Below are 24,005 nucleotides of genomic sequence, written 5' to 3'. Positions count from 1 at the left end.
TTATTTTAATGACGAAAACAATTGCAAATGAAGTTGTTGAAAAAGGAAAGCGTGCAAAAAAGGCAAGCTATTTAACGAATATCAAAACAACAGCAGAAAAAAATGAAGCTTTAAGAAGTATCGCTCAACAACTTCTTGCCGATATGGACATCCTGCTGACGGAAAACACGAAAGATATTGCTGATGGAAAAATAAACGGACTCGATCAAGCGACATTGGACCGTATTTTACTGAATGAAAACCGTATACAGGCGATGAGCGATGCGATCATTCAGCTGATCGGATTAGAAGATCCTGTCGGTGAAGTAGTCGAGCAAATCACGAAAGAAAATGGGCTTCAAATTACGAAAAAGCGTGTACCATTAGGCGTAATCGGTATGATCTATGAAGCGCGCCCGAATGTAACGATTGATGCAGCAACTCTTTCAATTAAAACCGGTAATGCGGTCCTTTTACGTGGCAGCTCATCAGCGAAACACTCAAATATCGCACTCGTTGCATCGATTCACCGTGCATTGGAAGCTGTCGACTACCCGAAAGATGCCGTTTTGCTCATCGAGGACACAAGCCGGGAAACAGCGAAATCTTTATTTACATTGACGGAATACTTGGATGTGCTGATACCAAGAGGAGGAAAAAAACTGATCGATTTAGTCGTGCGTGAATCGACGGTGCCTGTACTTGAAACCGGTGCCGGAAATTGCCATATTTATTTGGATGAATTTGCTGATTTCGAAATGGCAAAATCAATTGTAAAAAATGCGAAAACACAGCGTTTATCCGTATGCAATGCAGCAGAGAGTTTATTGATTCACCAGAAATTTTTCCAAAATCACGGTCCGCAATTTTTGCATTATTTGCAAAATGATCTTGAAATAAAAATCTATGGCGATGAAAATGTGTGTACTGTATTGCCGGAAGCAATCGAGGCGACGGAAGAACATTACGCCGAAGAATTTTTGGCTCTGACACTAAGCGTAAAAGTAGTGGATGATGTACTGGAAGCGGTACATCACATTAATCAGTTTGGCACAAATCATTCGGAAGCTATTATCACTGACAATCTGCAACACGCGGAAATATTTTTAAATTCAGTTGATGCGGCCGCTGTGTATCATAATGCATCCACACGCTTTACAGACGGGTTTGAATTCGGATATGGGGCCGAAATCGGGATTTCAACTCAAAAGTTGCATGCGCGCGGTCCAATGGGTTTACCAGCATTGACATCTACGAAATACTATATTCATGGCAACGGTCAAATTCGTGAATAGTACTCATCTTCTATAAAGTGATACTTTAAACAGTGGGGTTTTTTCGGGTAGTTATTCTCCCGCCTATCCTTTCGCCCTGTTAATTCTTCAGGTGGGAGTCATACCTCTGCAACTGCGCTTTTGTGGCAGATATATTACTCCCCCGTTAAGGCGGGATATAGAAAGCAGGTTCACCATATGAATGTACGTTCGATGCTTAAACTTACTCTTTCCATGGCCATTTTCGGCTCTATCGGTTTCTTTACTACACAAACCGGCTTGCCTGCAGTAGAGCTCGTTTTTGTCCGCTGTATTTGTGCGACACTTTTTTTAGGAGGATTATGGTTTATTACAGGCGGGCATAAAACAGAAGTTTGGAATAGAAGCGAAGTGATGAAAACAGTCATTTGCGGTATATTTCTTGTATTAAACTGGGTATTTTTATTTAAAGCGTTTGAAGTTATGTCGATTTCGATCGCTATTTCGATTTATAATTTAGCGCCGATTTTTGTATTAATTTTAGGTTCGGTGTTTTTAGCTGAAAAAATGGGCATACGCGCAATTTGCGCAACGGTTATTTGCTTTTTCGGCAGTATTCTCATTATCGGTATTGAGAGCTTTACAAGCGTCTCGCAATTTATGAATTCAGGATTTATATGGGCGCTTCTTTCGGCCATTTGCTATGCACTGACCATGTTCACGAGCAAAACGGTTCATGGCATGTCATCCTATGCACTTACTTTTATCCAAACGATTGCCGGAATAATCCTGCTGCTCCCGTTTTGCGATTTTACAGCATTTGAAGGTTTATCGAATACAAACTGGCTTTACATACTTGGTACAGGGTTAATCCATACAGGATTTGTCTACTACTTATTTTTTGATAGTGTCCGGGATCTCCCTACTGTCATCGTTTCGGTGCTTGTATTTGTCGATCCGGTAGTAGCGATATTATTGGATGCTGTATTACTTTCATTCCGACCAAATTTATTGCAAGTGCTCGGAATTGTCCTGATTTTCGGAAGTATTTTGTACACTGTTTTCTCTCCTCAGCAAACCGTAAAGAAGGTTAAATCAAGCAGTTCCTAATTGATCTATAAAATGAAAAAACCTCTAAACAGTATGCGGAATTGAAGCGCTTACTATTTAGAGGTTTTTTATTTAAATTGGGCCAGTTGTTTTGGAATCAGTATTTTATCTGCGAACCATATTTGCTGGAGTTTCGTTTTATCTCCCATATAGATTACGACTATTTCAATCTTTTTTGCCTTTTTGTAATGCGTAACAGCTGATATCCAATCTTCATCATCAGGGAAATCATCAAATAGTAATTCATTGCAGATTAAATAGATTTTACCGCTATTGCTATGGGATAATTCTAACTTTAACATCGTGAAGGCATAGTTGATAACGCCTTTATAATTAATCGGTTCCGTTTTAAGTCCGAATGATTTATCCAGCTCGAAATAATGATTAAAATCTATCGTCTCTTTATGTGTAATCATTTCCTGACCGATTGCTTTTATGAATGATAAAAAAACAGAATTGTGCTCATGTTGTTGTGAAAATTCCGAAACAGCCAAAGCCAATCCATTTTGTAAAGTAAGGCTGCGTTTCATCGATATATCTTTTTGAACACAAAATACATATGTACTGTTCGGATCAAGACCAACTTTTAAAAATTGTTCTGTCTGAAATTTGGATTTCCAAAACAAAACTTCGGAAAAGTGCCTTGATTCGATATAACTCATAAATTTCCTTAAATTATCATTGCTGATTGTCTCCCATATCTTGTCACCGAAAAGCAGCTCTACCGCTTTCGTTTCTTCCAATACTTCATCGAGAATTCTGTCGTAAATGGAATTGAATCTAAATAAATTCATATACCAATAGCTTTGAACTTTTAAATGAATTTCATGATATATATCCCCAGTAACTTCACTATCAGCAAAATCCTTTTCATATTCATTTTTTATTTTTTCAATCTTCAACGCCTTACGCATCTCGTAAAAATAATCTTTTTTTATTTTTTTCCATATGTATAGTGCTACCAAAAATTTTTTTAAAGAGGAATCCGTTAAGTACTCAAAGTTCAATTTTTCCAAATTTCGAGCGGAGAAAAATTCCAATATGAAAATGCGCCATTCTTTCAGCCTAATATCTTCTTCTACAATTTCACTTTCGTACTCTTCCCCAATTTCAAAAAGTGACCAAATATCATGAAAAAACAAATAAAAATCATCACTTTTTAATAGTATGGAGTCATTACAATGTTCGGAGTAAAGTAAATCTAACAATGCTTCTTTACGCTCATCACTTAAAGCGCTAGGATTTTTCAACAATATCTCCTCCATTATGGACCCACCTTTCTAAAATATACTGTTAAATATATGGTTCATCACCATAAGTTGGAGATGACAAGATCAAAACGCTTTTCTAATGAAGTCCGTCCTGCTCTGCTACGGGTTTGTATGCTTTGAAGAGAGGTGGTTTAAAGCATAGGTCCGTTGTACTGCACTCCGGGGCAGGCTTTCCGGGCGGCGTGGCTCCAACTAACTTTTGATGCCTCTGACGGCGGCATCAAAATTGGATGTTCCGCGCACGCTTAATCGCCAAGGAGTCCGCCCCTGCGCTCCGTACAACTCGCTGAAGCAAGTGTGTCCGTGACTCACCCTTCGCTACGCTGCATGCTACTTTGGTATAAAGTAACTTCCATAAAAGTAGCATTTCTTTTTAACGGAACGGAACGCTATCCACAAACACACTAGAGCATTTCTGCACACCGCCGCCTCGCGTTAGCGCAAGCGGCTGTCTTTTGCGCTCTTTACCCTAATTACGAGAACAATACTTTTCGATTGGCGCGCCTCGCAAACGGCAACAAAGACAGGGATAAAGACACGTATCACGTGGCTTTGTCGCGGTCTTGCCGTAGCACGCCAATCAAACAAGTAAAACTTGATTCGAAATGGCAACCCCATGTTTTGATGATAAGCCAAATATATACCTTTCTCTCAAATTATACCATTTAATAAAAAGAAAATGTTTAATTAAAATAAAAAACTGCTAACGATTAATTTCGTTAGCAGCTTAAAATTTAAGCTTTACGGCTTTCTGTCATTTGTTTCCATACAGAACCTTTTGCTTCTTCTCCGCCTTCTATACGGGCAAGGGCCATTTTTGCCTGCAGTTTTACTTCGAATTCTTTGTCTTCACTCGCTGTTTTTAATGCGTCAATCGCCTGCTCTGTACCTACTTCGTACAAGTACATTGCCGCACGCCAGCGAACAAGTTTATTTTTGTCACCTAATGCAGCGATCATCGCAGACTCAAACTCAGGTAACCCTAAATCACTCATACAGTCTCCAGCTGTACGGCGAACGGCCGCACTTTTGTCATTCAATGCCTTTGTTAAAGCCGGTACGACCGCTGCATCTTCAATCATTCCTAAATAAACGGTTGCAAGGCGTCGTATAGACATTTGCTCGTCTTCCAGCGCTTTTTCGAATAATGGAATATCCTTCACTTCCGGATCCGGTAGTTGATCTAATAGCTGGAAGCGTTGTTGCCAATCTTCAACCTGCTCATATTGTTCCAAAGTCACTTCTTTACGTTCTTGCGCTGCAGTGAAAACTTGTTCATTCGCCGACTGTACAATTGATTCCACACGTTCTTGCGGATATAGTGCATCTACCTCTTTTAGCACTTCTTGTACAACTTGTTCTTTATCGCCATAACGAACCCCGAAATCAACCCATTTTCTTTCAAAAATATAGTTTTCGTCCGTTACACTGAATTGCAGACGTTTAAAAGCTGTTGTGAAACGCTCTCCTGCACTTATTCGCACTTCCCCTTCGCCGTCAAATGCCTTGATCTGCAATGGAATCGCTTTGTACATTTGAACATGCACATTGACTTCACCGTAATGCTCATTCATCTCATATTCAGTGCTTTCAGTTGCCTCTCCGCCAATTGCACGGCGAATATCCGCCAAAATATTTTCCCACGCATATTTCGCGTTTCGTTCAATCGCCAGGAAATTCGTTACATGGTAAATACCCTTTACACCTTCTACTGCAAAGATGGACTGCAGCTCAGTTGATGCTTCACCAATATTGTCTTTTGTATAATTAAAGCTTTTACCGAATGGTAAATCCTGATCAATGATTACTTTCATTGAATTTGGACTTGGTGTTGGTTCAATTGATAAAATTTTCATTGTTATGCTCCTATCCATTTACGATTTCATCTAAGTAGCTCCAGCGCTCGATCAATTGCTCGTATTCTTGATTTAGCTTTTCCAAATCTGACGTCAGTTGCTGTAGTTTTGTAAAGTCCGAACCAGCTGTTGAAATTTCGTCTTCTGCCGTCATAATTTTTTCTTCAACTTGAGCAATTGTATCAGCAATAGTTTCCCATTCTTTCTGCTCTTTAAATGATAGCTTTTTCTTTTCGGATTTCTGCTTTTCAACTTTTGGCCTTTCCGATTTCATTTCCTTCGCTTCCTGTTGCAGCTCCGATTCACGTTTAGCCAAATAATCGGTATAAATATCCAGGCTTTCCGATACGCCGCCTTTTCCGTCCAAAATCCACAGTTTTTTCGCAATTCGGTCCAGGAAAAAACGATCGTGACTAATTGTAATGACAACGCCAGGGAAATTTTCGATAAAGTCTTCTAGAACACCCAAAGTTTCAATATCTAAATCATTCGTCGGCTCATCTAAAAGCAGAACGTTTGGCTGTTCCATCAACAGACGAAGCAAGTGAAGTCGTTTGCGTTCCCCGCCTGATAACTTGCTGATCGGGGTTCCGTGCGTATTAAGCGGGAATAAAAAGCGTTCAAGCATTTGCGATGCAGAATAACGAACACCTTCAGCATCCGTAATATCATTTGAAGCTTCACGAATATAATCGATCATTCGTGCATTTTCATTCATCGCTGGCAGTGCTTGCTTGAAATGCAGACGTTTTACTGTCGACCCGACAATTACCTCGCCTTTGTCCGGTTCTATTTCTCCAGCAAGCATATTAAGAAGTGTCGATTTCCCGTACCCATTTGCGCCGATTATGCCGATACGGTCACCATGCTGCAGTAAAAACTCGAAATCCTGAATAATGACACGGTCTCCGTATGCTTTGGAAATCCCATCTGATTCCAACACCTTTTTCCCTAAACGTGTTGTTGCCAGACCTAATTCCAGATCTGTCTGGTCATTCGAACGGTCGATTGATTCATCCAGTGCATCGAAACGCTGTATACGTGCCTTTTGCTTTGTTGTACGCGCCTTAGCCCCGCGTCGAATCCATTTTAGCTCAGAACGGTAGCGGTTACGCATCTTCGCCTGTGATGCTGCATTCATTTCTTCACGAATTGCACGTGCTTCTAGAAAATCTCCATAAGATCCTGTATGGCGGTACAATGTTTTATCAGCTAATTCATATATATGTGTCGCTGTTTCATCAAGGAAGTAACGGTCATGGGTTATAAAGATGACCGCCCCTTTTAGGCGTGACACCATTTCCTGCAGCCATTCTGTCGATATAACATCCAAATGGTTCGTTGGCTCGTCCAGTAAATACAAGTCCGCCGGCTCGATTAATACTTTTGCCAATGCCACACGTTTTTGCTGTCCACCCGAAAGGCTCGTTACTTGCTTATCAAACATATCGATCCCAAGCTTCGTCAATGCTTGCTTTGCCAATGCATTGACGTCCCAGGCATTTTCCGTATCCATTTGCTGCTGTAAACGAAATAGTTCATTTTGCAGCTTTTCAGATTGCGGATTTAAAGACAACGCTGCTACCGCCTCTTCATAGGCACGGTTTAACTGTAATATTGGTGAATCTCCGCTGAATACCGCCTGTAAAACCGTTAAATCTTGCGGGAATTGCGGATCTTGTTCCAAATAGGCAATGCGGTACTTATTCGGATGGTCGAATTCCACTGTATCCGCATCCTGTTTTTTAGCAATAATCGATAATAAAGTTGATTTCCCAGTCCCGTTTATCCCGATTAACCCGGCACGTTCGCCTTCATAAATGGTAAATTCAATATTTTGAAATAGCGTTTTATCGCCAACTGTTTTTGTTAAATTTGATACGATTAAATGACTCATGAAATCCCGTCTCTTTCTTTTTTTAACTGCTCTAAAAATTGTACCATAAAGGCATGACGTTCTTCAGCCATTTCGCGCCCTTTTGCAGTTACCATTAAATCTTTCAATAGCAATAGCTTTTCATAAAAGTGCGTAACAGAGGCTGTGGACTCGCTGCGGTATTGTTCTTTTGTCATATTCACGCGCACTTCTTCTGCATCATCATACAACTTGCGTCCTTTCGCACCACCGTAAGCGAACGTGCGTGCAATCCCTACCGCACCAATTGCATCCAGACGGTCTGCATCCCGCACAATTTTTGATTCTACTGTTGTAATATCCCGTTCATTGCCCCCATTAAATGAAACTTCTGCAATGACTGTACGGATATGCTGTTTATCCTCTTCCGTTAAATCAAGTTCATCCAAAATCCGCTGCTCCTGCTGTTTATCCGCAGCATATTTTTCATCACTGACATCATGCAGCAGCACAGCTAAACTTACGATTTTCCCATCTGCTAAAGGCTCGGACTTAAGTATTGTCATAGCGTTTTGATAAACACGCTCAATATGTTGAAAATCATGGCTTGCATCCATCGTTTCATAAATTTCCTTTACTAATTGTTCACATCGTACGATTATTTCGGACATGTTACATTCACCATTTTCTTTTTAGAGTTTCCATAATCATATTACCATGATAAGCAAGGATACTTCAGTTATTTGACATGAATATCGCTAAAAGATTCGGTCTTTCAACCTTTTATGGCAACCCCCTTCGTGTAGCAACTTTCTTCCAAAAAATCAAGTGTCAACAATTATTCAGAGATAATTTTTGTCTAAAATGTGAACTAAATGCTTGTATTTTACAAATTTACATCATATAATAGCAATAAGAAAACATTAAACAGAAAAAGGGAGTGTTATTTATGCAAAGAATGATGCAAGCTGTAGCACCAAATATGAACGATAGCCAACGTAAAGGTCTAATTGTTATATCACCAATTTTAATCGGGTCGGTTGCATACGGATTAAGTGCAACTTTTATGATTGCTACTAACCTTCTACAAATCATGTTTTAATGAACGATCGTAAATTTCAGCAAAGTTTCCAATGCAAATAAAAGAAACGTATTCGAATGAATTATCAAACGAATACGTTTCTTTTACTTTTATTAATCGCTCCCGAGTTATTTTGTCCTCAGACATAAATACTGCCGGATGCTATCTATTGTTCAGATTAGAATAATCCGAGTGCACTTCCATCTTCGGCCACATCCATATTCAGTGCTGCAGGCTGTTTCGGCAAGCCTGGCATTGTCATAATATCCCCTGTTAAGCATACAAGGAACCCTGCACCTAACTTTGGAAGAATTTCACGAATTGTCACAACGAAATCGGTTGGTCGCCCTACTAAGCTTGGTTGATCTGATAGTGAATACTGAGTTTTCGCCATACAAATCGGTAAAGTGTCCCAACCATTTTTTTCGATCACTGCCAACTGTTTTTTGGCAGCATCCGTCAATTGCACACCTGAACCACCATACACCTGCTGTACAATCTTTGTTAACTTCTGTTCCACTGTTTCTTGCAGCTCATATAAATGATGGAAAGTATTTGGCTGTTCAATTACTTCAAGTACTTTTTCGGCAAGCTCAATACCGCCTTTACCGCCTTCTTCCCATACATTCGTACGGGCAATTCGAACCTTATTCGCTTCCGCCCATTGTAAAACAGCTTTCAGTTCCTGTTCTGTATCCGTAATAAATCGGTTCAAAGCAATTACCGGCTCCAGTCCAAAGTTCCGGACATTGGCTACATGCTGTGCTAAATTGGAAATCCCTTGTTTTAGGGCTTCCACATTTTCTTCCACCAAATTAGCCTTTGCCACGCCGCCATGCATTTTCAGTGCGCGGATTGTCGCAACAATCACGACAGCGCTCGGTTTAAAACCTGCTTCACGGGCTTTAATATTCAAAAACTTCTCCGCACCTAAATCTGAACCGAATCCGGCTTCTGTTACAACGATGTCCGCAAGTTTGCGTGCTGTCTGAGTTGCAGTAATCGAGTTGCATCCATGGGCAATATTGGCAAACGGACCCCCATGAATTAATGCCGGAGTGCCTTCGATTGTTTGCACCAAGTTTGGATTCATTGCTTCCTTTAAAATAAGAGCGAGTGCTCCTTCTACTTGTAAATCACCAACTGTTACCGGATTTCGATCATACGTATAACCAATTACTATACGCGCCAAACGCTGTTTCAAATCTTTCATGCCTGTTGCTAAACAGAAAATGGCCATAATTTCAGAAGCGACTGTAATATCGAATCCGTCTTCACGAGGTACACCTTGCATCGGTCCGCCTAAACCAACTGTTACATGACGCAGTGCGCGGTCATTTAAGTCCAGTACACGTTTCCAGACAATTCGTCGCGGATCAATGTTCAATGCATTCCCTTGATGGATATGATTATCAATCAATGCAGATAATGCATTGTTTGCAGTTGTAATCGCATGGAAATCGCCATTGAAATGCAGATTGATTTGCTCCATCGGCAACACTTGTGCATATCCGCCGCCAGTAGCACCGCCTTTCACACCCATTACCGGTCCTAAAGAAGGCTCACGTAATGCAACCATTACCCGCTTATCCAATTGGTGCAGTGCATCCGCCAAACCGATTGTTACTGTCGATTTCCCTTCACCTGCTGGTGTTGGGCTAATCGCTGTTACAAGTACCACGTTTGCCGTTGCTTCACCACTAATTTTGCTTGTATCAATTTTTGCTTTAAAGTGACCGTATTGTTCAACTGCATCTAACGGAATGTGTGCATGTTCCGCAATTTCTAAAATCGGCTTCATTGTCGCCTGATTGGCTATTTCAATATCTGTTAATGGATTCTTCGTAATCGTTGTCATGCTTCGCCCTGCTTTCTTATATGTAATCACTTTATTATAGTCTGTTTTGTCTGAATTAATAAATAAAAAAAAGTGCATAAATCGACAAATTATTGACAGTTAACATACATATAGTATATAGTTTATTCGTAATATTCTGGAATCTTTATGTTTCATCAATTGATTTTGACAGTATCGGAGGAGAAAGCGGATGCACCAAGGCACTGTAAAATGGTTTGATAATGAAAAAGGTTATGGATTTATAGAATCTACGAATGGTGAAGATGTTTTTGTACACTTTACTGGCATACAAGAGGAAGGATTTCGTTCACTGGATGAAGGACAAGTGGTTGAATTCGATTTAGTCGACGGCATCCGGGGTCCACAAGCAGCGAATGTTATAAAAAAATAGACAAGGCTGTAAACGAAAAAGTTTAATCGTTTACAGCCTTTTTTATTTCTTATTTATTTCGTATTGTGCGCCGTCAATTGTAATATGCTTTTGCTCCGTCGCACCTGAAAGCACGACCTTTTTTATGCCATAGCCGTGTTCAAGCATATAATCCCAGGCTGTTCCTTCACCGACTGGCTTGACGAAAATAAGCTTCACTTCATTGAGCAGAATAATCGAATACTCTACGTTCTCTTCCTGATTTACCTTTTTTAAAATGGTCGCTCCGCATAATTGGGCAATTTGCTCAACTGCATCAAAATTCGGTACAACAAAATGCACAGCCTCAATCGTTAAATCCCCTAACGGATGTTGTGCTATAATACCGCGGTCCGTTAGTTCCTTGCGTCGAAGCGTATCTGCTTCATCCCATTGAATAAAAAAAGGGAATTCAATTTTCGATTTCGGATGACCAATATAAAGCAGTTGCCAGCTTACTTCAGAACCGTCATCTCGTCTACGGGAATAACGTTCCGGACCAACTACCTCCAAACCGGCTTTCGCAAATAACTTCGCATCTTCTTCAATTGTCGTTGTACGAACCGCAAAACGCGTCAATCCGTCACGTCGGCGATTTTCCTTATAGCTCGCATGTAATGAATATTTCTTTTCGGCAGCTATCTGGAACTTCTCTTCATTTTCAATGCCGATCAATTCAATATAAGCCAAATCAAAATAGCTTAGCGTATTATATGTACCCCACGCTTCATGACTTCCTCCCGGGACAACATGGAAACCTTCTTCTTGGAGTTTTAACGATGTCTGTTCTGGATAGGGAACAAAATGGACGAGATGATCGAACTGGTACATGCAACAACCTCTTTTCAATAAAAATAGATACAATATTCTAAATTATACCATATATAGGCAATTGAAAAATAAGCCAACTTTAGTTAAGAGATGATATTCATTAATGCCGTTGCAGCTGCCATTTTCCCGTCGACTTTATGAGTTTCCCCGGATTTATGAATAATATAATGGGGCTCCATCGCACCATACAAAGATTTTGAACTATTTGCGACCATATAATCCGCTTTTGCTGTTTCCATTCTTGCAGAAGCTCGTTCCAACAAATACGATTCATCATCCGTTGCTTCCAGTTTAAAACCGATTAATGTTGTATCCGGAGCCCAATTTTTAATTTGTGCCAATATTTTCGGCGCTTTTTTAAAATGGATAATCGGAGGTTCGTCAGATGGCATCTTACCTTTTTCACTCAGCTCATTGCCATGCTGATCGAACACTTTGTCAATAAGCCAGTCCGAGCCGGCTACCGCCATAATGACATAGTCAATTCGCTCGGATTCAAGAATCGTTTTTAATTTTTCGCCTAAATCCTCTATTCCTTCAAATTCAACGAGCTGCATCTCGTTTCGTTGTTCCGGCAGCTGTGTAAATACACCGTGCATATAAATAACGCTCGCACCTTTTCCAAGCGCGGCTTCGGCTAAATAACTACCCATCGTTCCTTTTGATAAGTTTGTATGGCCACGGACATTATCCCATTTCTCAAATGTCCCGCCACTCGTTATTACTACTTTTTTTCCTGTCAGCATTGTTGTTTCCCCTTTTACTGTTCTTCATTTTCCAGCCACTGTTTTAATATTTCCACAAATTTTTGCGATGCCGGTGACAGCTTCTGCTTTGTTGACAATCCGAGGATTCGATAACTCTCCTGTACAAGAGGCAGTGCTTTTACAGTATCCGGCAACATCGAAATCGCCATTTCAGGCAGTATGCTAATACCTAGATTATGTTCCACCATTGATACGATGGCCTTCTCGTCATAAAGTTCAAAACGTATATTCGGAAATACGCCATATTTCTCAAATGTTGTCATAACGTCGTTTGTTCCTTTATAGGAAGGCATTATAATCGGGGTATCTTCAATTTCAAATAAATCGATCTCTGTTCTATCATATAGCGGACTATGCGACGACACAATACATAACAACGGATCGCGTTTTAACGGCATAAATTCGAACTGTTTGGAGCTTGTCCGATTTAAAAATCCGCAGTCGACTTCCCCTTGTAATAGCCACTGTTCAATCTCATAATAATCCCCTTCGCGCAATTCAATGCGGATGCCCGGAAACTCAGAATCCATTATATGAATGATGTTCGGCATCCAATGTGTAGAAATTGTCGATATTAGGCCAATTCGAACGGTTCCTTGGCTTACACCTAAAATATTTGATGCGGTCTGCTGCAGATGCTCCTCCGCCACTAATACTTTGCGCATTTCATAGAGCATCTTCATTCCGTCTTCAGTCAACGTCACTCCTGTACGGTTCCGGTGGATTAAATTAAATCCAAACTCCTTTTCCAAACTGGAAACTGCATGACTTACAGCTGATTGGGTAAGCCCCAAAACCGATGCAGCTTTTGTGAAGCTATGAACTTCCGCCACTTTATTCAAAATTTCGTATTTTACTAGACTCATTATAATTCACTCCACTATTCAATTTTAAACATGAATTATTTTCATATCAATCATTATAAACATTCGTTTTACTAATCACAACTTCCTGTTTATACTGTTTTATAACAGATTGGTTTAATAGGTGATTCAGTACTTTACCATCTTTTAATCGCTATTTGTATTTGTCGTAAAGTACATATTTTTACTGATTATTAAGAACTTACTTTTTAGAAATGTGGTGACATCTTTGAGTTTACAAGGGAAAGCAAATATTTTAATGGTGATTGTTACAATGTTCTGGGGGCTATCTTATACTTTTATGGTCATGGGACTGGAAAGTTTGGAGGCTTTCAATGTTGTAGCACTTCGATGCTTAATAGCATTTATCATTGCAGGGCTAATCTTTTTACCGAAGATGTTGCGCATAAATATTAAAACGATTTTATATGCTTCGATACAAGGCTTCTTATTGTTCACGATTTTTGCTCTTTCTCTTCTAGGGTTAAAAACGACTTCAGCAGGTAATGCAGGCTTTATACTAAGTCTGACTGTTGTTTTAGTACCAATCATGACAAGCTTCATTGATAAACGTCTTCCTTCACGAGCAGTGAGCTTCGCGATCGTTGCTACAATGATCGGAATTACAGTTCTGACAATGAAAGAATCGATGACGTTTCAAATTGGTGATTTATTAGTAGCGATTGCAGCTGTTTGCTATTCAATCTATTTAATATTAAATAGCAAATTCACTAAAAATGTCGAATCCATTTCATATGGTGTCTATCAGTTAGGGATTGCCGGGGTGTTTGGTGCAGTGTTCACAATGATGTTCGAAACCCCTATGCTCCCGTCTAATTCTACGAGCTGGGTTGCTGTACTTGGATTAGGCATTATCTGTACTGCGTTTTGCTTTGTTGCCCAAGCTGTTGTACAACAATACACTTCTCCTACACATACCGGGCTAATTTTTTCACTTGAACCGATTTTCGCAGCTGTGTTCGCATTGATTTTCCTTGGTGAAGGATTGACTGCACAACTAGTAATTGGCGGCGCATTTATTTTAATCGGCAATACTGTTGCTCAGCTAGAACAATTTATAGCAATGAAAAAATTACCTGCACCAACACACTCCAAAACTACGTTATAATAGGAAGAGACATCGCATCCGAGCGTGCAATGTCTCTTTTTTATAGATTGGTGATAGAATTAACTCTATGATTGTTCTATTTTTATATCAAGTTTCATATAATATAAAATGCAACAATTTTTCTGACAGTTCTAAAAACATAATCAGTTTTCATAATAACAATCTGACGTTATTATTATTAGTAGCAATACTGCGACATTAGTATTTAAAAGTTGTATTAAAGGAAGTGTTACAATGATTGGACGAAATGACCCATGTCTATGCGGTAGTGGAAAAAAATACAAAAAATGTTGTGAAGGAAAAAATCAAGTAACTTCACAAAACGTTTTCCAAGATGAAATTGAAAACGTATTACAAACTTTCTATAGTAATTACCCGGAACGAAAAGATATCCGTGAATTTATGGAATTGGTTCGTACTTGGGCACCGAAACTAGAAAAAAAATTGCATAAGGAATTGGTGGAAGCCGTTGCATTAGATGAATACTTCTTCCATCAACGACCAGATATTTGGCAAAATTTCTTAGCTAAAACAGCTAAGAAAGCACTTCGCCCATCTATGATCGAATTATTGAAATCATGGGAACAGCCGATTTTCTTCATCGGAACTGTCGAAGATGTACAGGATGGTTACTTCACAGCCATCTCTGCTTTAACTGGCACAACATATCATATTCAGCGAGAAAGCCACAAATCAATCCCTCTAGGAATGCGTGTGTTCGCCTTTTTATTACCGGATGGTTCAAACAAGGAAAACCACGTATTAGCGGTATCTACACTGATCTTCTTCCATAAAGAGCATGCGATTTCTTTTGAACAGTTTACAGAGGCGTACAAAGCAAGTCGTTTATCTGTTGCGCAATTCACAAAAGAAAATCACTTAGTATTATGGGAAGGTTTAGTCGAAAACGGCTATGAAGGTGAAGAGTTTACACCGTTTGAGCAGGAAGTAGTGGAACAGTTAAAAGCATTTATGACCGAAAAAGCGATCAATAACGAGAGCTTCATAGCGACAGTTGAAGATTATTTAATCGAAAAACAGCCTACAGCACGTAAAGCAGGGGCTATAGCTGCCGGTGCAGTACGATTTGGTCAGGAAAATGATTTATTCGATCAAAAGTTCACTGTAAAAGAAATCGGCGAAAGCTTCAGTGTTTCCCCATCTTCTTTAAATAAGTATTATCAGGAATTAAATGCCTTCTATAATGAAAAACAACTTGTTAATAGTTAATAACAAAATCAGAAAAGCTACTTTCGAGACGTCGAAAGTAGCTTTTTACTATGCCCATTTTTTAAATAAATTCATAAAAAACAGCTTGTAATATAGTAGTTATGCGCTACTTATTACAAGCTGACTCTCCCTTTTCAGTTATAAAAGGAAAAACGAAAGAGTTTTTAAAGGCAACAACACCACTGTAATCAATTATTTGTGAAAAGTGACTCTGTAACAGAGATGTATATTACGTAAACAACGTACAATTAATCATTATATAAAAAATTCATTATTATTCTATATTAAGATGAAAGATCAAATATTATTATTTTTCGGATACTTTCATTATTTCTTTTCCAAGAAACTGAAGCTGTTTCCCTACTGTACAAGATTCGATGCAGAAACGGTGTGCACCATGTTTGCCCCGTTCTTTACGAAGATCCTGAATGACTGGACAATCAGCGCAGTACATATCCATCAATTCATCAATATCTTTCATAACATCTACTTTATTCAAGTCATGTACCTCCCGATATTTTGTTTTACTATTGTACGCTATTTTTTTATTTTCTCCAACTTACATGTATTTGTTATACTTAAACGAACAGAACGAAAAAAGGAGCGAAATTATGTTAGAAGTGTATATAGATGGTGCCAGTGCCGGAAATCCTGGTCCTAGCGGGATTGGGATATTTATAAAAGGTGAAGGACAGCATATAAAAATCAGTGAACCAATAGGAATCACGAACAATCATCAGGCCGAATTTATAGCGCTAATACGTGGTTTGGAAGAAGCGTTGAAAATCGGTTCATCGTTTGTTTCAATGCGCTCCGATTCAAAAATTGTTGTAAGCTCAATCGACAAAGCATATGTGAAAAACGAGGAATTCAAACCTTATTTAGAGCAGGCACTCGCGTTAATTGAACAATTTGACCTTTTTTTCATAAAATGGATTTCCGATAAAGATAACAAAGCAGCTGATGTTCTGGCTCGTGAAGCAATCTTAAAAAATAATTAGAAGCTCTTCCCCTTAAATTTACTGAGAGTTCATTCATCCCCAACCAAATCATGAATCAAAAAACTCCTAAAACTAATTGTGGCAAAAAACGATTCATCTATCCCACTGGAGGAATGATGAATCGTCTTTTTTATTGTTCCGTTTTGTGTTTTTGCCGAGTGAGTAACAGCATATACAGAGCAAATACGACAACAATTATAAATGCTGCAATGTAATACACATATTTATAGCCAAGACTCACCGCTACCATCCCCAGCAAATACGATCCAACAGCAATCCCTATGTCAAACAGTGTAAAATAAGTGGCCGTTGCATAGCCGCTGCGCTGGATTGAAGTTGACTGGATACATAGCGACTGGAAACTTGTTGTTAACGTACCATATCCTGCACCGATAAAGATTGCGGATAATATGAATGGAATTTCCTGATTGGCATTGCCAAGAATAATCAGGCCTAATGCAAAAATAAAGAACGATGGGATAATAACAAATTTTGCACCGATTGTATCATAGATTTTCCCGGTAATTGGACGAACTGTTATCATTGCAACAGCAAACACCGCAAAAAAATAGCTGGCAACGCTCAGTAAATCCTTCTGTTCTGCATAAAGCGATAGGAACGACAGTACACTTGCATAAGAAAACGCAATCAAGCTGGCTAGTGCGGCAAGCGGCAATGCACTTCGTTCAAATAAATCATTGAATGAAAATTTAAAGCTGCGGTCTGCTACGAACGGTAGCGGTAAGTCATTCGTTTGAATAGTTAATGCCAGCAAACTGCCTATTGCCACAAATACAGATAATAGGATAAAGAGCATATCAAAACTTGAATATTGGACAATGAGCAATCCAATAAAAGGACCGAATACGACAGCTAAATTCGAAGACATCGCAAAATACCCCAATCCTGCTCCTTTTCGCCTTTTCGGAATAATATCGGCTGCCAAAGAGCCCGATGCAGTCGTTGCAATACTAAACCATATCCCCTGGAAAAAACGAAGTGCAAGCAAAAGCAGAAAAGGTTTGAAAAATAAGTACATTACCGTGCATGCAAAGTAAAGTACAAGACTTATAATCAGCAATCGCTTCTTGCCATAAATATCCAACAATTTTCCGCTGAATGGACGGACGATAATCGCTGAAATTAAAAATACCGTTACAAGCAGGCCTGAATCGTCATCCGATTTTCCTAACTCACCGATTGCATATAACGGCAATGTTGTGATTAAGCCGTAAAACACGAGAAATATCGACATATTCGTAAAGAATAGACTAATAAATCGTTTAGTAAAAATTTTATTTGTTTGTTCCTGAAGCTCCATTTATTCTAACCTTCCATCTTTTTTAGTAAGTGAATGAGGAGTGCCTGATCTTCTTCAGACAGATTCTTAGTCATTTTTTCCTCGAACGAAACGACAGATGCTTCTATTTGAGGAAAGTGTTCCATTGCTTTGGAAGTTAAATCAATCATTTTTTCACGTTTATCTGCACCTTGAACCCTTTCCACCCATCCAAGCGTTTCCAGACGTGTGACTGTTCGTGTTACGGTCGGCGCTTCCACATCGAGGTATTTCCATATCGCTGTTAGTGTCATTGGCCCGTTTTGATGCAATAAAAAAAGAACCGTCCATTGTGAGCTGAATAGTCCATGCTGTTTTAGAACATCATTTAATTGATTTACTAAATAACGATTTTGCTGAAAAAATGTATGAAATAACGGATTCATCGCAATCACTCCTTATTTACCTAACTAAATAATTTACTTCCCCATTTTACGCTTCCTAAAAAGCTAAGTAAAGTAATTGAGAGATAAACGGCAAAAAAGAAGCATTTAAACTATGTTGCTAGCCTAAATGCTGTCCTTTAACTTCTGCTATGCTCACGGATATTTAACAATGCACCAATCGCACCGGAAAATCCGCAATCTTCCAAGAAAATAGGTTTATGTTTTTTTAAAGTAGTATAATGTTCAATTACCTTTACAAGCTGATCATTGTCGATCAGTGTTGAACCGATATAAACGATATGCTCTGTCTCATACTGGACGGCTAGCTGGATACTTAACGTCGAAATCACTTCACCGATCAGCCCCTGTGTTGTTGCCAGTACGTTATTTTGTTCAAACTCGCGTTGATCGGTAATGCCGACCTTCCCAAAATTGCTGGCTGTCAAATTGCCGTCAATCGGTGTATCCATTCCTTGATAAATATCCTTTACAAGCATGTCAATGCCTTCTCGTTTCCCTTTGAAAGCGTTTGCTTTTATTTCATCAAAATCTGAAATTCCGGTCATGATTGTGGAAAGTCCGATCAGAGTACCCCCGCCTACACCTGTACCGCCTACTCTGGCATGGGTATTGCCATCCATATAGTGTATCGATGTACCTGTGCCAATATTGGTAATGATACTTTGATCAACTGTGTAGCCTTCTTTCTCCAGTAAATAGCGCACACCTTTTAAAGTTGCTTCAAATTCAACAATATATTCAATCGACTTCATCGTCTTTAAGACGTCCAGCAATTGCTCTGTACGTCCTCCTGTTAAGCCGATTTCTTCAACTTGAGGATGATTTTCCAACCATTCTTTTACTAAATGCATTTCGTTAGATGGAAAGACCGTCAATTTAAGCTCCTGCTGTTCATCCAAATAGGCAAGCTTCGTTAACGTACCCCCTGTATCAATTCCAATCCATGCTGACATAAATTAATCTCCTTTATTATCCCACGAGTGATTCGTACCCCCCTATCATAACGTAATAGGAGTCGGCATTAAAGAAAAAATTCTCCTTATAATGGAGAATTTATTATACCTGTATTATATTTTTCTCGATTAATGCCCGCTTATAAAACTCAGCAACAAACATATGCTCATACTTATTAAGCAAATGTAAAACCCTTGCTTCATATGTATTTGTAGGTTCATCATCCAAATTAAACCTAGCAATAATCTCTTCTTTTTTCAATAAATTTACTAATGTCATCACTTCTGTTTTAGGCAAAGTTACTTGATGCAATTTTAATATTTTTGACATTGAACGTAATGCCGTACGCGAAATTAAAATTTTACCGTTCATATTATCGGAAATCTGCTGCAAGAACTGTTTTGCCTGCGCACTCGGTTTAATCGAAATTTTTTCCGTTGCCGTTTTTTCCCCGTCTTCCCCCTGACGTTCAACCATTTGAACAGTAAAAGGAAGCTCATCACGGAAAGTATTCATTGAATTGACAATTATCCGATCATCCTCGACTTTGCAATTCGTTGCTGAAATTACGAGTTCGTACGTCGTTTCCAGCATTCTGAAATTTGTCAGCAACAAAATAAAATCATTTGTTTGCTGCTGTTCAATGAGCTTATCTCCATCTACTTTCACAAAAATTGAGAGCAGACTTACCGCATCAGCTAATGCACGGTGCTGGGTCTCGTTTTCCAGTCCAAGCTGGGCCATTAACCCACCTAATGAAGGCTGCTCTTTTAAACCGTTTGCAATCATATATTTTTGCTGAAAATCGATCATTGGATATAAGCAATCATTTTTTATGTAATTGCGCGACAGCTCTTCTTCAAGCACTTTCCGATCAAATTCACCAAATGTTAAAAATACATAATCCTGCTTACACCAGCGTTTAAATTTATTAAAAGCTTCTTTAAAAGAAGGTGCATCAATTAGCTGTTCTGTAGTAATACCTGTCAGCTTTTGAATATGAGCATTCAGCTTTTTGAATTTATAGGGCTGAATAAGCTGGGTAAACGTTTCCGTCGTACCATCCGGCAACCATTTAACCGCACCAATTTCAATAATATACTGCTTCCCCCGTATAAGGGCAGCCTCAATATCTATACTTATATATGTTTTCGTTCGTCCCAAATTTTTCACCTACACCGCATCTATCTATATTTAACAGGTAAAAAGTATCCCTATTAAAGATTAACCTCTCTCATTGTATATGAAAACATGGGTTATGACACGATAATGTTCGTTTAATCCACACAATTTGTGTTAAAAGGCTTGAAAAAATGTGATTTTCTTTTAAATTCTTATCATAGCCATTATCTCAATTTCACATTTATTTTAATAAATCATCAATGAACTTGGTTTTGAGTTTTCCCCAATCTTCCGCAATGACACTATACATAACGGTATGCCGAATAATTCCTTCTTTTCGGATCATATGGTTGCGTAAAACCCCTTCTTTTACTGCGCCTATGCGTTCGATGGCTTTTTGTGAGCGGTAGTTTTCGTGCCCGGTTTTAATTTGAATGCGATTTAATTTAAGTACTTCAAAACAATATTGGAACAAGAGAAACTTGCAATTTGTATTAATCGCAGAACGCCAAGCACTCGGGTGATACCAAGTAGCCCCTATTTCCAACCGTTTATGGGGAAACGAAATATCAAGAAAAGATGTACAGCCTACAATTTCATCTGTTTTTTTATCGATGACCGCAAACATATACGAAATACCTTTCTCCCGTTCTTTCATCGCATTTTCAATATAGTTTTGTACCGCTTCTTTTGACAGCAGCGTGACCGACATATGCTCCCAAATCCGCGCATCATTCGCGGCATTTGTGATTGCTTCGATATCACTTAATTGGACTGGCCTTAACTTGATGATTTTATTTTCTAATAGTATATCTTCCATATATTTCTCCCTTTTCACTAAATCTGATCGAACCTATCCTTTTTTATCGGAGGGAATGAATTTGAGACACATTCTGCACAAATTCCGAGAACTTTTCTTCTTCCTCAATAAACGGATTGTGGTTACTTTCTGCAAAAGTGGTCAAAGAGGCATTTGCCAACAAATCGGCTGCTTCCACTGCAAATTCATAAGGACATTGCGCATCGAATAACCCGCCATATATATAGGCTTTCGTTTTCACTGTCGGCAATTGCGGTCGCAAATCAAAGTCTGGCAGCTCTTTATACGAAAAATAGTCCAGTCTTTTTGTAACGGTTTTCCCGCTGTTCGGACGGCTTATCATATTTTCATAGCTTTGTTTTTTATATAACGACATAAGCGCCCATTCTTTAGAGCCAGCTCTTCTTTGCTCGATTGTTGATGATGGATCAGCCAGCATCGCTAAAATCTCTAGAATCCTTTTATTGTTAGGATTTTCCTTGCAGTAAATGCTCGCAGGATGATGCATATATTCCGCAGAAGCACAAAGACCGCCAGCTACGATGAATTCCACACTTTCCGGATGCAAAATCACATAATTTAATGCAAGCATCCCTCCTGTTGAATGTCCCGCAAACCCCCATGCCTCATAACCTGATGCTGCGCGGATTGCCTCCATATCTTCTACGCTATCCTGCATACCATAATTAAAGATAGACACATCATCCGTTGATTTTCCGCAGCCGCGCAAATTCACTAAATGCACTTTATAATACGGTACAAACATTTCCGCAAACCGATTTCCATTTGCATTATATTCACTGTATAAATGCGTCACACAGAGCGGTTTCCCCTCGCCTTTTGTAAAAACTTCGAATATTCCTCGCGTTGTTTCAATCAGCTGCTGCTCCCACATAGTACCACTCCTTATTTTTCCAATATTCTAATAAATTTTCGCATAGTTAATGAGTGGATACAATGAGTATTTATATCTTTAGAGAATTTTAAAAGCATTCAAATCACCACTAAGTTCGTTATAATTACATACTTTCAGGAGATTGGATTCCTAGCAAATTCAAACCATCCTTTAATACAGTTGCCACTGCAAAACATAGCTGTAAACGGCTTTCCCGCTGCTCATCTTCCACTAAAATTTTTGTATTTGCATAATATTTGTTGAACATCCGTGCTAATTGCAATACATATTTCGCAATTAATGACGGATCCACTTGTTCAAAACTATCTATGATCACTTGTGGATATTGTTGCAACAGCTGAATTACCGCCCAAGCCGATTCTTCTAATTCTTTTACGGGTATTTCCTTGTTAGCTTTAAATTTTGCCTTTTGTAAAATTGAATGTATACGGGCATGAGTGTATTGTACATATGGTCCTGTTTCACCTTCGAAATTTAACATTTGAGGTAATGAAAATTCAATATCGTTTAATCGGAAGTTTTTTAAGTCATTAAATATAACCGCGCCAATTCCTACTTGCTCAGCAACAGTTTGTTTATTATTTAACGTTGGATTTTTCTCCTCTATATTTCTGGTTGCCGTTTCTACTGCTTCTATTAATACGTCCTTCAATAAAATGACTCTACCTTTACGAGTCGACATCTTTTTCCCGTCTTTCAGCATCATTCCAAATGGTACATGCTTCAGATTTTCCGCCCAGGGATACCCCATTTTCGAAACTACTTGAAACACTTGTTTAAAATGCAGTGTTTGCTCATTACCTACTACATAGAAAACTTTGGAAGGTTCATAATGCACCTTTCTATAAAATGCTGCGGCTAAATCACGGGTTGCATATAATGTTGCACCGTCCTGTTTTGTTATTAAACAAGGTGGCATGTCTTCAAGCTCAACAACATTTGCACCATCCGACTCTGTAAGTAATTGCTTCTTATTTAATTCATGAACAACAGACTGCATTTTGTCATTATAAAAAGCTTCCCCCTCATACGAATCAAACTCAATATGGAGCTGATCATAAATCTGCTTAAATTCTTGTAAGGAGGCACTTTTAAACCAGGTCCATAATTCCATTGATTGTGGGTCCTTATCTTCGAGCGCTTTAAAAGCTGATCTCGCTTCCTCATTTAGTGTTTCATCTGTTTCTGCTTCATCATGGAACTTCACGTATAGCTTTAAAAGTTCTTCAATAGGTGCTTGTTCAACACGTTCTTTATCTCCCCACAATCGGAATGCGACAATCAATTTTCCAAATTGGGTGCCCCAGTCGCCAAGATGATTTACCCGAACGACACTGTATCCGTTTTTTTCTGCAATATTTGCAAGGGCATTGCCAATAACAGTAGAACGTAGATGTCCCATGGAGAATGGCTTTGCAATATTCGGTGATGAAAAATCGATTACTATGTTCTTATGCTGTGCTTCTTGTTGACCGTACGTTTCTGGAGCTTTCATAATTTGAGTAATGACTTCTCTCGTCACTTGTAGTTTATTTAAAAATAAATTTATATAGCCTCCAATAACTTGTACTTCCTGAACGAGCCCACTTTTAATATTGTTGCTTATTTCCTGAGCGATCACGTTTGGGGCTTTCTTTAAAGTTTTAGCAAACGTAAAGCATGGAAAAGCTACATCCCCTAAAGCCTCATATTTCGGCTTTTCCAGTAGTCGTTCAATTTCATCATTAGTTATTATTTTTTGCGGCAAAGCCTCATGAATAATTGATGCAATACTTTTATACATGTTTTCCCCTCCCAAAATAAAAAAGCCCCCGTCTCAAATAATAGAGACGAGAGCTTTGAATTCCCGTGGTACCACTCTAGTTGCCACAAATCGTGACCACTTTCCATTAGTAACGAGGTGACTCCCCGGCAGATCCTACTCATGTTCAGACCGCTTCTCCAAAGTGCGCTT

General features: G+C 38.9%; 23 protein-coding genes and 1 other annotated feature (1 of these 24 only partly in view). Of the genes, 7 read left to right on the top strand and 16 right to left on the bottom strand.

Annotation, left to right across the window (positions count from 1 at the left end; translation table 11 throughout):
- The first annotated feature begins 2 nt into the window (after positions 1-2).
- Both MKZ25_RS07020 and MKZ25_RS07015 read left to right on the top strand, forming a co-directional pair.
- Positions 3-1,274: a glutamate-5-semialdehyde dehydrogenase gene (locus tag MKZ25_RS07020; RefSeq protein ID WP_445326877.1), complete on the top strand. Its 1,272-nt coding sequence runs from the start codon at positions 3-5 to the stop codon at positions 1,272-1,274.
- Positions 1,275-1,451: 177 nt separating this feature from the next.
- Positions 1,452-2,342 carry a DMT family transporter gene (locus MKZ25_RS07015; protein WP_340800864.1) on the top strand — a complete coding sequence of 297 codons (891 nt, stop codon included), beginning with the start codon at positions 1,452-1,454 and terminating at the stop codon, positions 2,340-2,342.
- Between the two features lie 68 nt (positions 2,343-2,410).
- Here the strand turns inward: MKZ25_RS07015 and MKZ25_RS07010 are convergent, their stop codons facing one another.
- From MKZ25_RS07010 to MKZ25_RS06995, 4 genes are all read right to left on the bottom strand, one after another.
- The gene (locus MKZ25_RS07010; protein WP_340800863.1) at positions 2,411-3,607 is read right to left on the bottom strand and encodes an aldehyde dehydrogenase; all 1,197 of its coding nucleotides are present in this window, start codon (positions 3,605-3,607) and stop codon (positions 2,411-2,413) included.
- A gap of 740 nt (positions 3,608-4,347) precedes the next feature.
- The gene (locus MKZ25_RS07005; protein WP_340800862.1) at positions 4,348-5,469 is read right to left on the bottom strand and encodes a conserved virulence factor C family protein; all 1,122 of its coding nucleotides are present in this window, start codon (positions 5,467-5,469) and stop codon (positions 4,348-4,350) included.
- A 10-nt stretch (positions 5,470-5,479) separates the two neighbouring features.
- Positions 5,480-7,366, bottom strand: a complete 1,887-nt coding sequence (locus MKZ25_RS07000; RefSeq protein WP_340800861.1) for an ABC-F family ATP-binding cassette domain-containing protein — start codon at positions 7,364-7,366, stop codon at positions 5,480-5,482.
- Entirely contained in the window at positions 7,363-7,995 is a 633-nt protein-coding gene (locus MKZ25_RS06995; RefSeq protein ID WP_340800860.1) for an HD domain-containing protein, read from the bottom strand. Before MKZ25_RS06995 ends, MKZ25_RS07000 begins: the two co-directional genes overlap by 4 nt.
- A gap of 278 nt (positions 7,996-8,273) precedes the next feature.
- On the opposite strand from MKZ25_RS06995, the gene MKZ25_RS06990 reads away from it, so the two are divergent.
- Entirely contained in the window at positions 8,274-8,426 is a 153-nt protein-coding gene (locus MKZ25_RS06990) for a hypothetical protein (protein WP_176142076.1), read from the top strand.
- A 157-nt stretch (positions 8,427-8,583) separates the two neighbouring features.
- Here MKZ25_RS06990 and MKZ25_RS06985 read toward each other — a convergent pair whose 3' ends face one another.
- Positions 8,584-10,263 carry a formate--tetrahydrofolate ligase gene (locus MKZ25_RS06985; protein WP_340800859.1) on the bottom strand — a complete coding sequence of 560 codons (1,680 nt, stop codon included), beginning with the start codon at positions 10,261-10,263 and terminating at the stop codon, positions 8,584-8,586.
- Between the two features lie 190 nt (positions 10,264-10,453).
- Between MKZ25_RS06985 and MKZ25_RS06980 the strand changes: the two genes are divergently transcribed.
- The gene (locus MKZ25_RS06980) at positions 10,454-10,654 is read left to right on the top strand and encodes a cold-shock protein (RefSeq protein ID WP_340800858.1); all 201 of its coding nucleotides are present in this window, start codon (positions 10,454-10,456) and stop codon (positions 10,652-10,654) included.
- Between the two features lie 42 nt (positions 10,655-10,696).
- On the opposite strand, the gene MKZ25_RS06975 is transcribed toward MKZ25_RS06980, so the two are convergent.
- The 3 genes from MKZ25_RS06975 to MKZ25_RS06965 form a co-directional block, all read right to left on the bottom strand.
- On the bottom strand, positions 10,697-11,503 hold the full coding sequence (locus tag MKZ25_RS06975) for a VOC family protein (RefSeq protein WP_340800857.1): 807 nt from the start codon (positions 11,501-11,503) through the stop codon (positions 10,697-10,699).
- A gap of 83 nt (positions 11,504-11,586) precedes the next feature.
- On the bottom strand, positions 11,587-12,249 hold the full coding sequence (locus MKZ25_RS06970) for a phosphopantothenoylcysteine decarboxylase domain-containing protein (RefSeq protein WP_340800856.1): 663 nt from the start codon (positions 12,247-12,249) through the stop codon (positions 11,587-11,589).
- Between the two features lie 14 nt (positions 12,250-12,263).
- Complete coding sequence (locus MKZ25_RS06965) at positions 12,264-13,136, bottom strand: LysR family transcriptional regulator (protein ID WP_340800855.1); 873 nt, start codon at positions 13,134-13,136, stop codon at positions 12,264-12,266.
- Positions 13,137-13,362: 226 nt separating this feature from the next.
- Here MKZ25_RS06965 and MKZ25_RS06960 point away from each other — a divergent pair, with 226 nt between their 5' ends.
- Both MKZ25_RS06960 and MKZ25_RS06955 read left to right on the top strand, forming a co-directional pair.
- Entirely contained in the window at positions 13,363-14,262 is a 900-nt protein-coding gene (locus MKZ25_RS06960) for a DMT family transporter (protein WP_340800854.1), read from the top strand.
- A gap of 234 nt (positions 14,263-14,496) precedes the next feature.
- Positions 14,497-15,492, top strand: coding sequence for a YecA family protein (locus tag MKZ25_RS06955; protein WP_340800853.1), 996 nt, complete (start codon positions 14,497-14,499; stop codon positions 15,490-15,492).
- 307 nt (positions 15,493-15,799) lie between these two features.
- Here MKZ25_RS06955 and MKZ25_RS06950 read toward each other — a convergent pair whose 3' ends face one another.
- Positions 15,800-15,991, bottom strand: coding sequence for a zinc-finger domain-containing protein (locus MKZ25_RS06950; protein WP_340800852.1), 192 nt, complete (start codon positions 15,989-15,991; stop codon positions 15,800-15,802).
- Positions 15,992-16,103: 112 nt separating this feature from the next.
- Here MKZ25_RS06950 and MKZ25_RS06945 point away from each other — a divergent pair, with 112 nt between their 5' ends.
- Positions 16,104-16,493 (top strand): reverse transcriptase-like protein, encoded by a 390-nt coding sequence (locus MKZ25_RS06945; protein WP_340800851.1) that lies wholly within the window; start codon positions 16,104-16,106, stop codon positions 16,491-16,493.
- A 130-nt stretch (positions 16,494-16,623) separates the two neighbouring features.
- On the opposite strand, the gene MKZ25_RS06940 is transcribed toward MKZ25_RS06945, so the two are convergent.
- The 7 genes from MKZ25_RS06940 to argS form a co-directional block, all read right to left on the bottom strand.
- The gene (locus MKZ25_RS06940; RefSeq protein ID WP_340800850.1) at positions 16,624-17,814 is read right to left on the bottom strand and encodes an MFS transporter; all 1,191 of its coding nucleotides are present in this window, start codon (positions 17,812-17,814) and stop codon (positions 16,624-16,626) included.
- Between the two features lie 5 nt (positions 17,815-17,819).
- On the bottom strand, positions 17,820-18,218 hold the full coding sequence (locus MKZ25_RS06935) for a MarR family winged helix-turn-helix transcriptional regulator (RefSeq protein ID WP_340800849.1): 399 nt from the start codon (positions 18,216-18,218) through the stop codon (positions 17,820-17,822).
- 137 nt (positions 18,219-18,355) lie between these two features.
- Positions 18,356-19,192, bottom strand: a complete 837-nt coding sequence (gene coaW / locus MKZ25_RS06930) for a type II pantothenate kinase (RefSeq protein ID WP_340800848.1) — start codon at positions 19,190-19,192, stop codon at positions 18,356-18,358.
- Between the two features lie 103 nt (positions 19,193-19,295).
- A complete protein-coding gene (locus MKZ25_RS06925; RefSeq protein WP_340800847.1) occupies positions 19,296-20,366 on the bottom strand; it encodes a 3'-5' exonuclease in 1,071 nt (356 codons plus the stop codon).
- A 190-nt stretch (positions 20,367-20,556) separates the two neighbouring features.
- The gene (locus MKZ25_RS06920) at positions 20,557-21,135 is read right to left on the bottom strand and encodes a GNAT family N-acetyltransferase (RefSeq protein WP_340800846.1); all 579 of its coding nucleotides are present in this window, start codon (positions 21,133-21,135) and stop codon (positions 20,557-20,559) included.
- A 43-nt stretch (positions 21,136-21,178) separates the two neighbouring features.
- On the bottom strand, positions 21,179-22,030 hold the full coding sequence (locus MKZ25_RS06915) for an alpha/beta fold hydrolase (RefSeq protein WP_340800845.1): 852 nt from the start codon (positions 22,028-22,030) through the stop codon (positions 21,179-21,181).
- A 124-nt stretch (positions 22,031-22,154) separates the two neighbouring features.
- Positions 22,155-23,834 carry an arginine--tRNA ligase gene (argS, locus tag MKZ25_RS06910; protein WP_340800844.1) on the bottom strand — a complete coding sequence of 560 codons (1,680 nt, stop codon included), beginning with the start codon at positions 23,832-23,834 and terminating at the stop codon, positions 22,155-22,157.
- Between the two features lie 39 nt (positions 23,835-23,873).
- Positions 23,874-24,005 (bottom strand) — a binding site (T-box leader) (it continues 88 nt past the right edge of the window).

It is taken from the genome of Solibacillus sp. FSL W7-1464 (assembly GCF_038004425.1).
Taxonomy (GTDB): Bacteria; Bacillota; Bacilli; order Bacillales_A; family Planococcaceae; genus Solibacillus.
Note: the sequence above shows the minus strand (reverse complement) of the source record. Positions and strands in the feature narration are given on the sequence as shown.

Coding starts and splice junctions, on each gene's coding strand:
- coaW (WP_340800848.1), bottom strand. CDS start 19,192: ATGTCAGCATGGATTGGAATTGATACAGGGGGTACGTTAACGAAGCTT.
- MKZ25_RS06915 (WP_340800845.1), bottom strand. CDS start 22,030: ATGTGGGAGCAGCAGCTGATTGAAACAACGCGAGGAATATTCGAAGTT.
- MKZ25_RS06975 (WP_340800857.1), bottom strand. CDS start 11,503: ATGTACCAGTTCGATCATCTCGTCCATTTTGTTCCCTATCCAGAACAG.
- MKZ25_RS06940 (WP_340800850.1), bottom strand. CDS start 17,814: ATGGAGCTTCAGGAACAAACAAATAAAATTTTTACTAAACGATTTATT.
- MKZ25_RS06955 (WP_340800853.1), top strand. CDS start 14,497: ATGATTGGACGAAATGACCCATGTCTATGCGGTAGTGGAAAAAAATAC.
- MKZ25_RS06970 (WP_340800856.1), bottom strand. CDS start 12,249: ATGCTGACAGGAAAAAAAGTAGTAATAACGAGTGGCGGGACATTTGAG.
- argS (WP_340800844.1), bottom strand. CDS start 23,834: ATGTATAAAAGTATTGCATCAATTATTCATGAGGCTTTGCCGCAAAAA.
- MKZ25_RS06965 (WP_340800855.1), bottom strand. CDS start 13,136: ATGAGTCTAGTAAAATACGAAATTTTGAATAAAGTGGCGGAAGTTCAT.
- MKZ25_RS06920 (WP_340800846.1), bottom strand. CDS start 21,135: ATGGAAGATATACTATTAGAAAATAAAATCATCAAGTTAAGGCCAGTC.
- MKZ25_RS06980 (WP_340800858.1), top strand. CDS start 10,454: ATGCACCAAGGCACTGTAAAATGGTTTGATAATGAAAAAGGTTATGGA.
- MKZ25_RS06985 (WP_340800859.1), bottom strand. CDS start 10,263: ATGACAACGATTACGAAGAATCCATTAACAGATATTGAAATAGCCAAT.
- MKZ25_RS06945 (WP_340800851.1), top strand. CDS start 16,104: ATGTTAGAAGTGTATATAGATGGTGCCAGTGCCGGAAATCCTGGTCCT.
- MKZ25_RS07015 (WP_340800864.1), top strand. CDS start 1,452: ATGAATGTACGTTCGATGCTTAAACTTACTCTTTCCATGGCCATTTTC.
- MKZ25_RS06990 (WP_176142076.1), top strand. CDS start 8,274: ATGCAAAGAATGATGCAAGCTGTAGCACCAAATATGAACGATAGCCAA.
- MKZ25_RS06995 (WP_340800860.1), bottom strand. CDS start 7,995: ATGTCCGAAATAATCGTACGATGTGAACAATTAGTAAAGGAAATTTAT.
- MKZ25_RS07010 (WP_340800863.1), bottom strand. CDS start 3,607: ATGGAGGAGATATTGTTGAAAAATCCTAGCGCTTTAAGTGATGAGCGT.
- MKZ25_RS06935 (WP_340800849.1), bottom strand. CDS start 18,218: ATGAATCCGTTATTTCATACATTTTTTCAGCAAAATCGTTATTTAGTA.
- MKZ25_RS07005 (WP_340800862.1), bottom strand. CDS start 5,469: ATGAAAATTTTATCAATTGAACCAACACCAAGTCCAAATTCAATGAAA.
- MKZ25_RS07000 (WP_340800861.1), bottom strand. CDS start 7,366: ATGAGTCATTTAATCGTATCAAATTTAACAAAAACAGTTGGCGATAAA.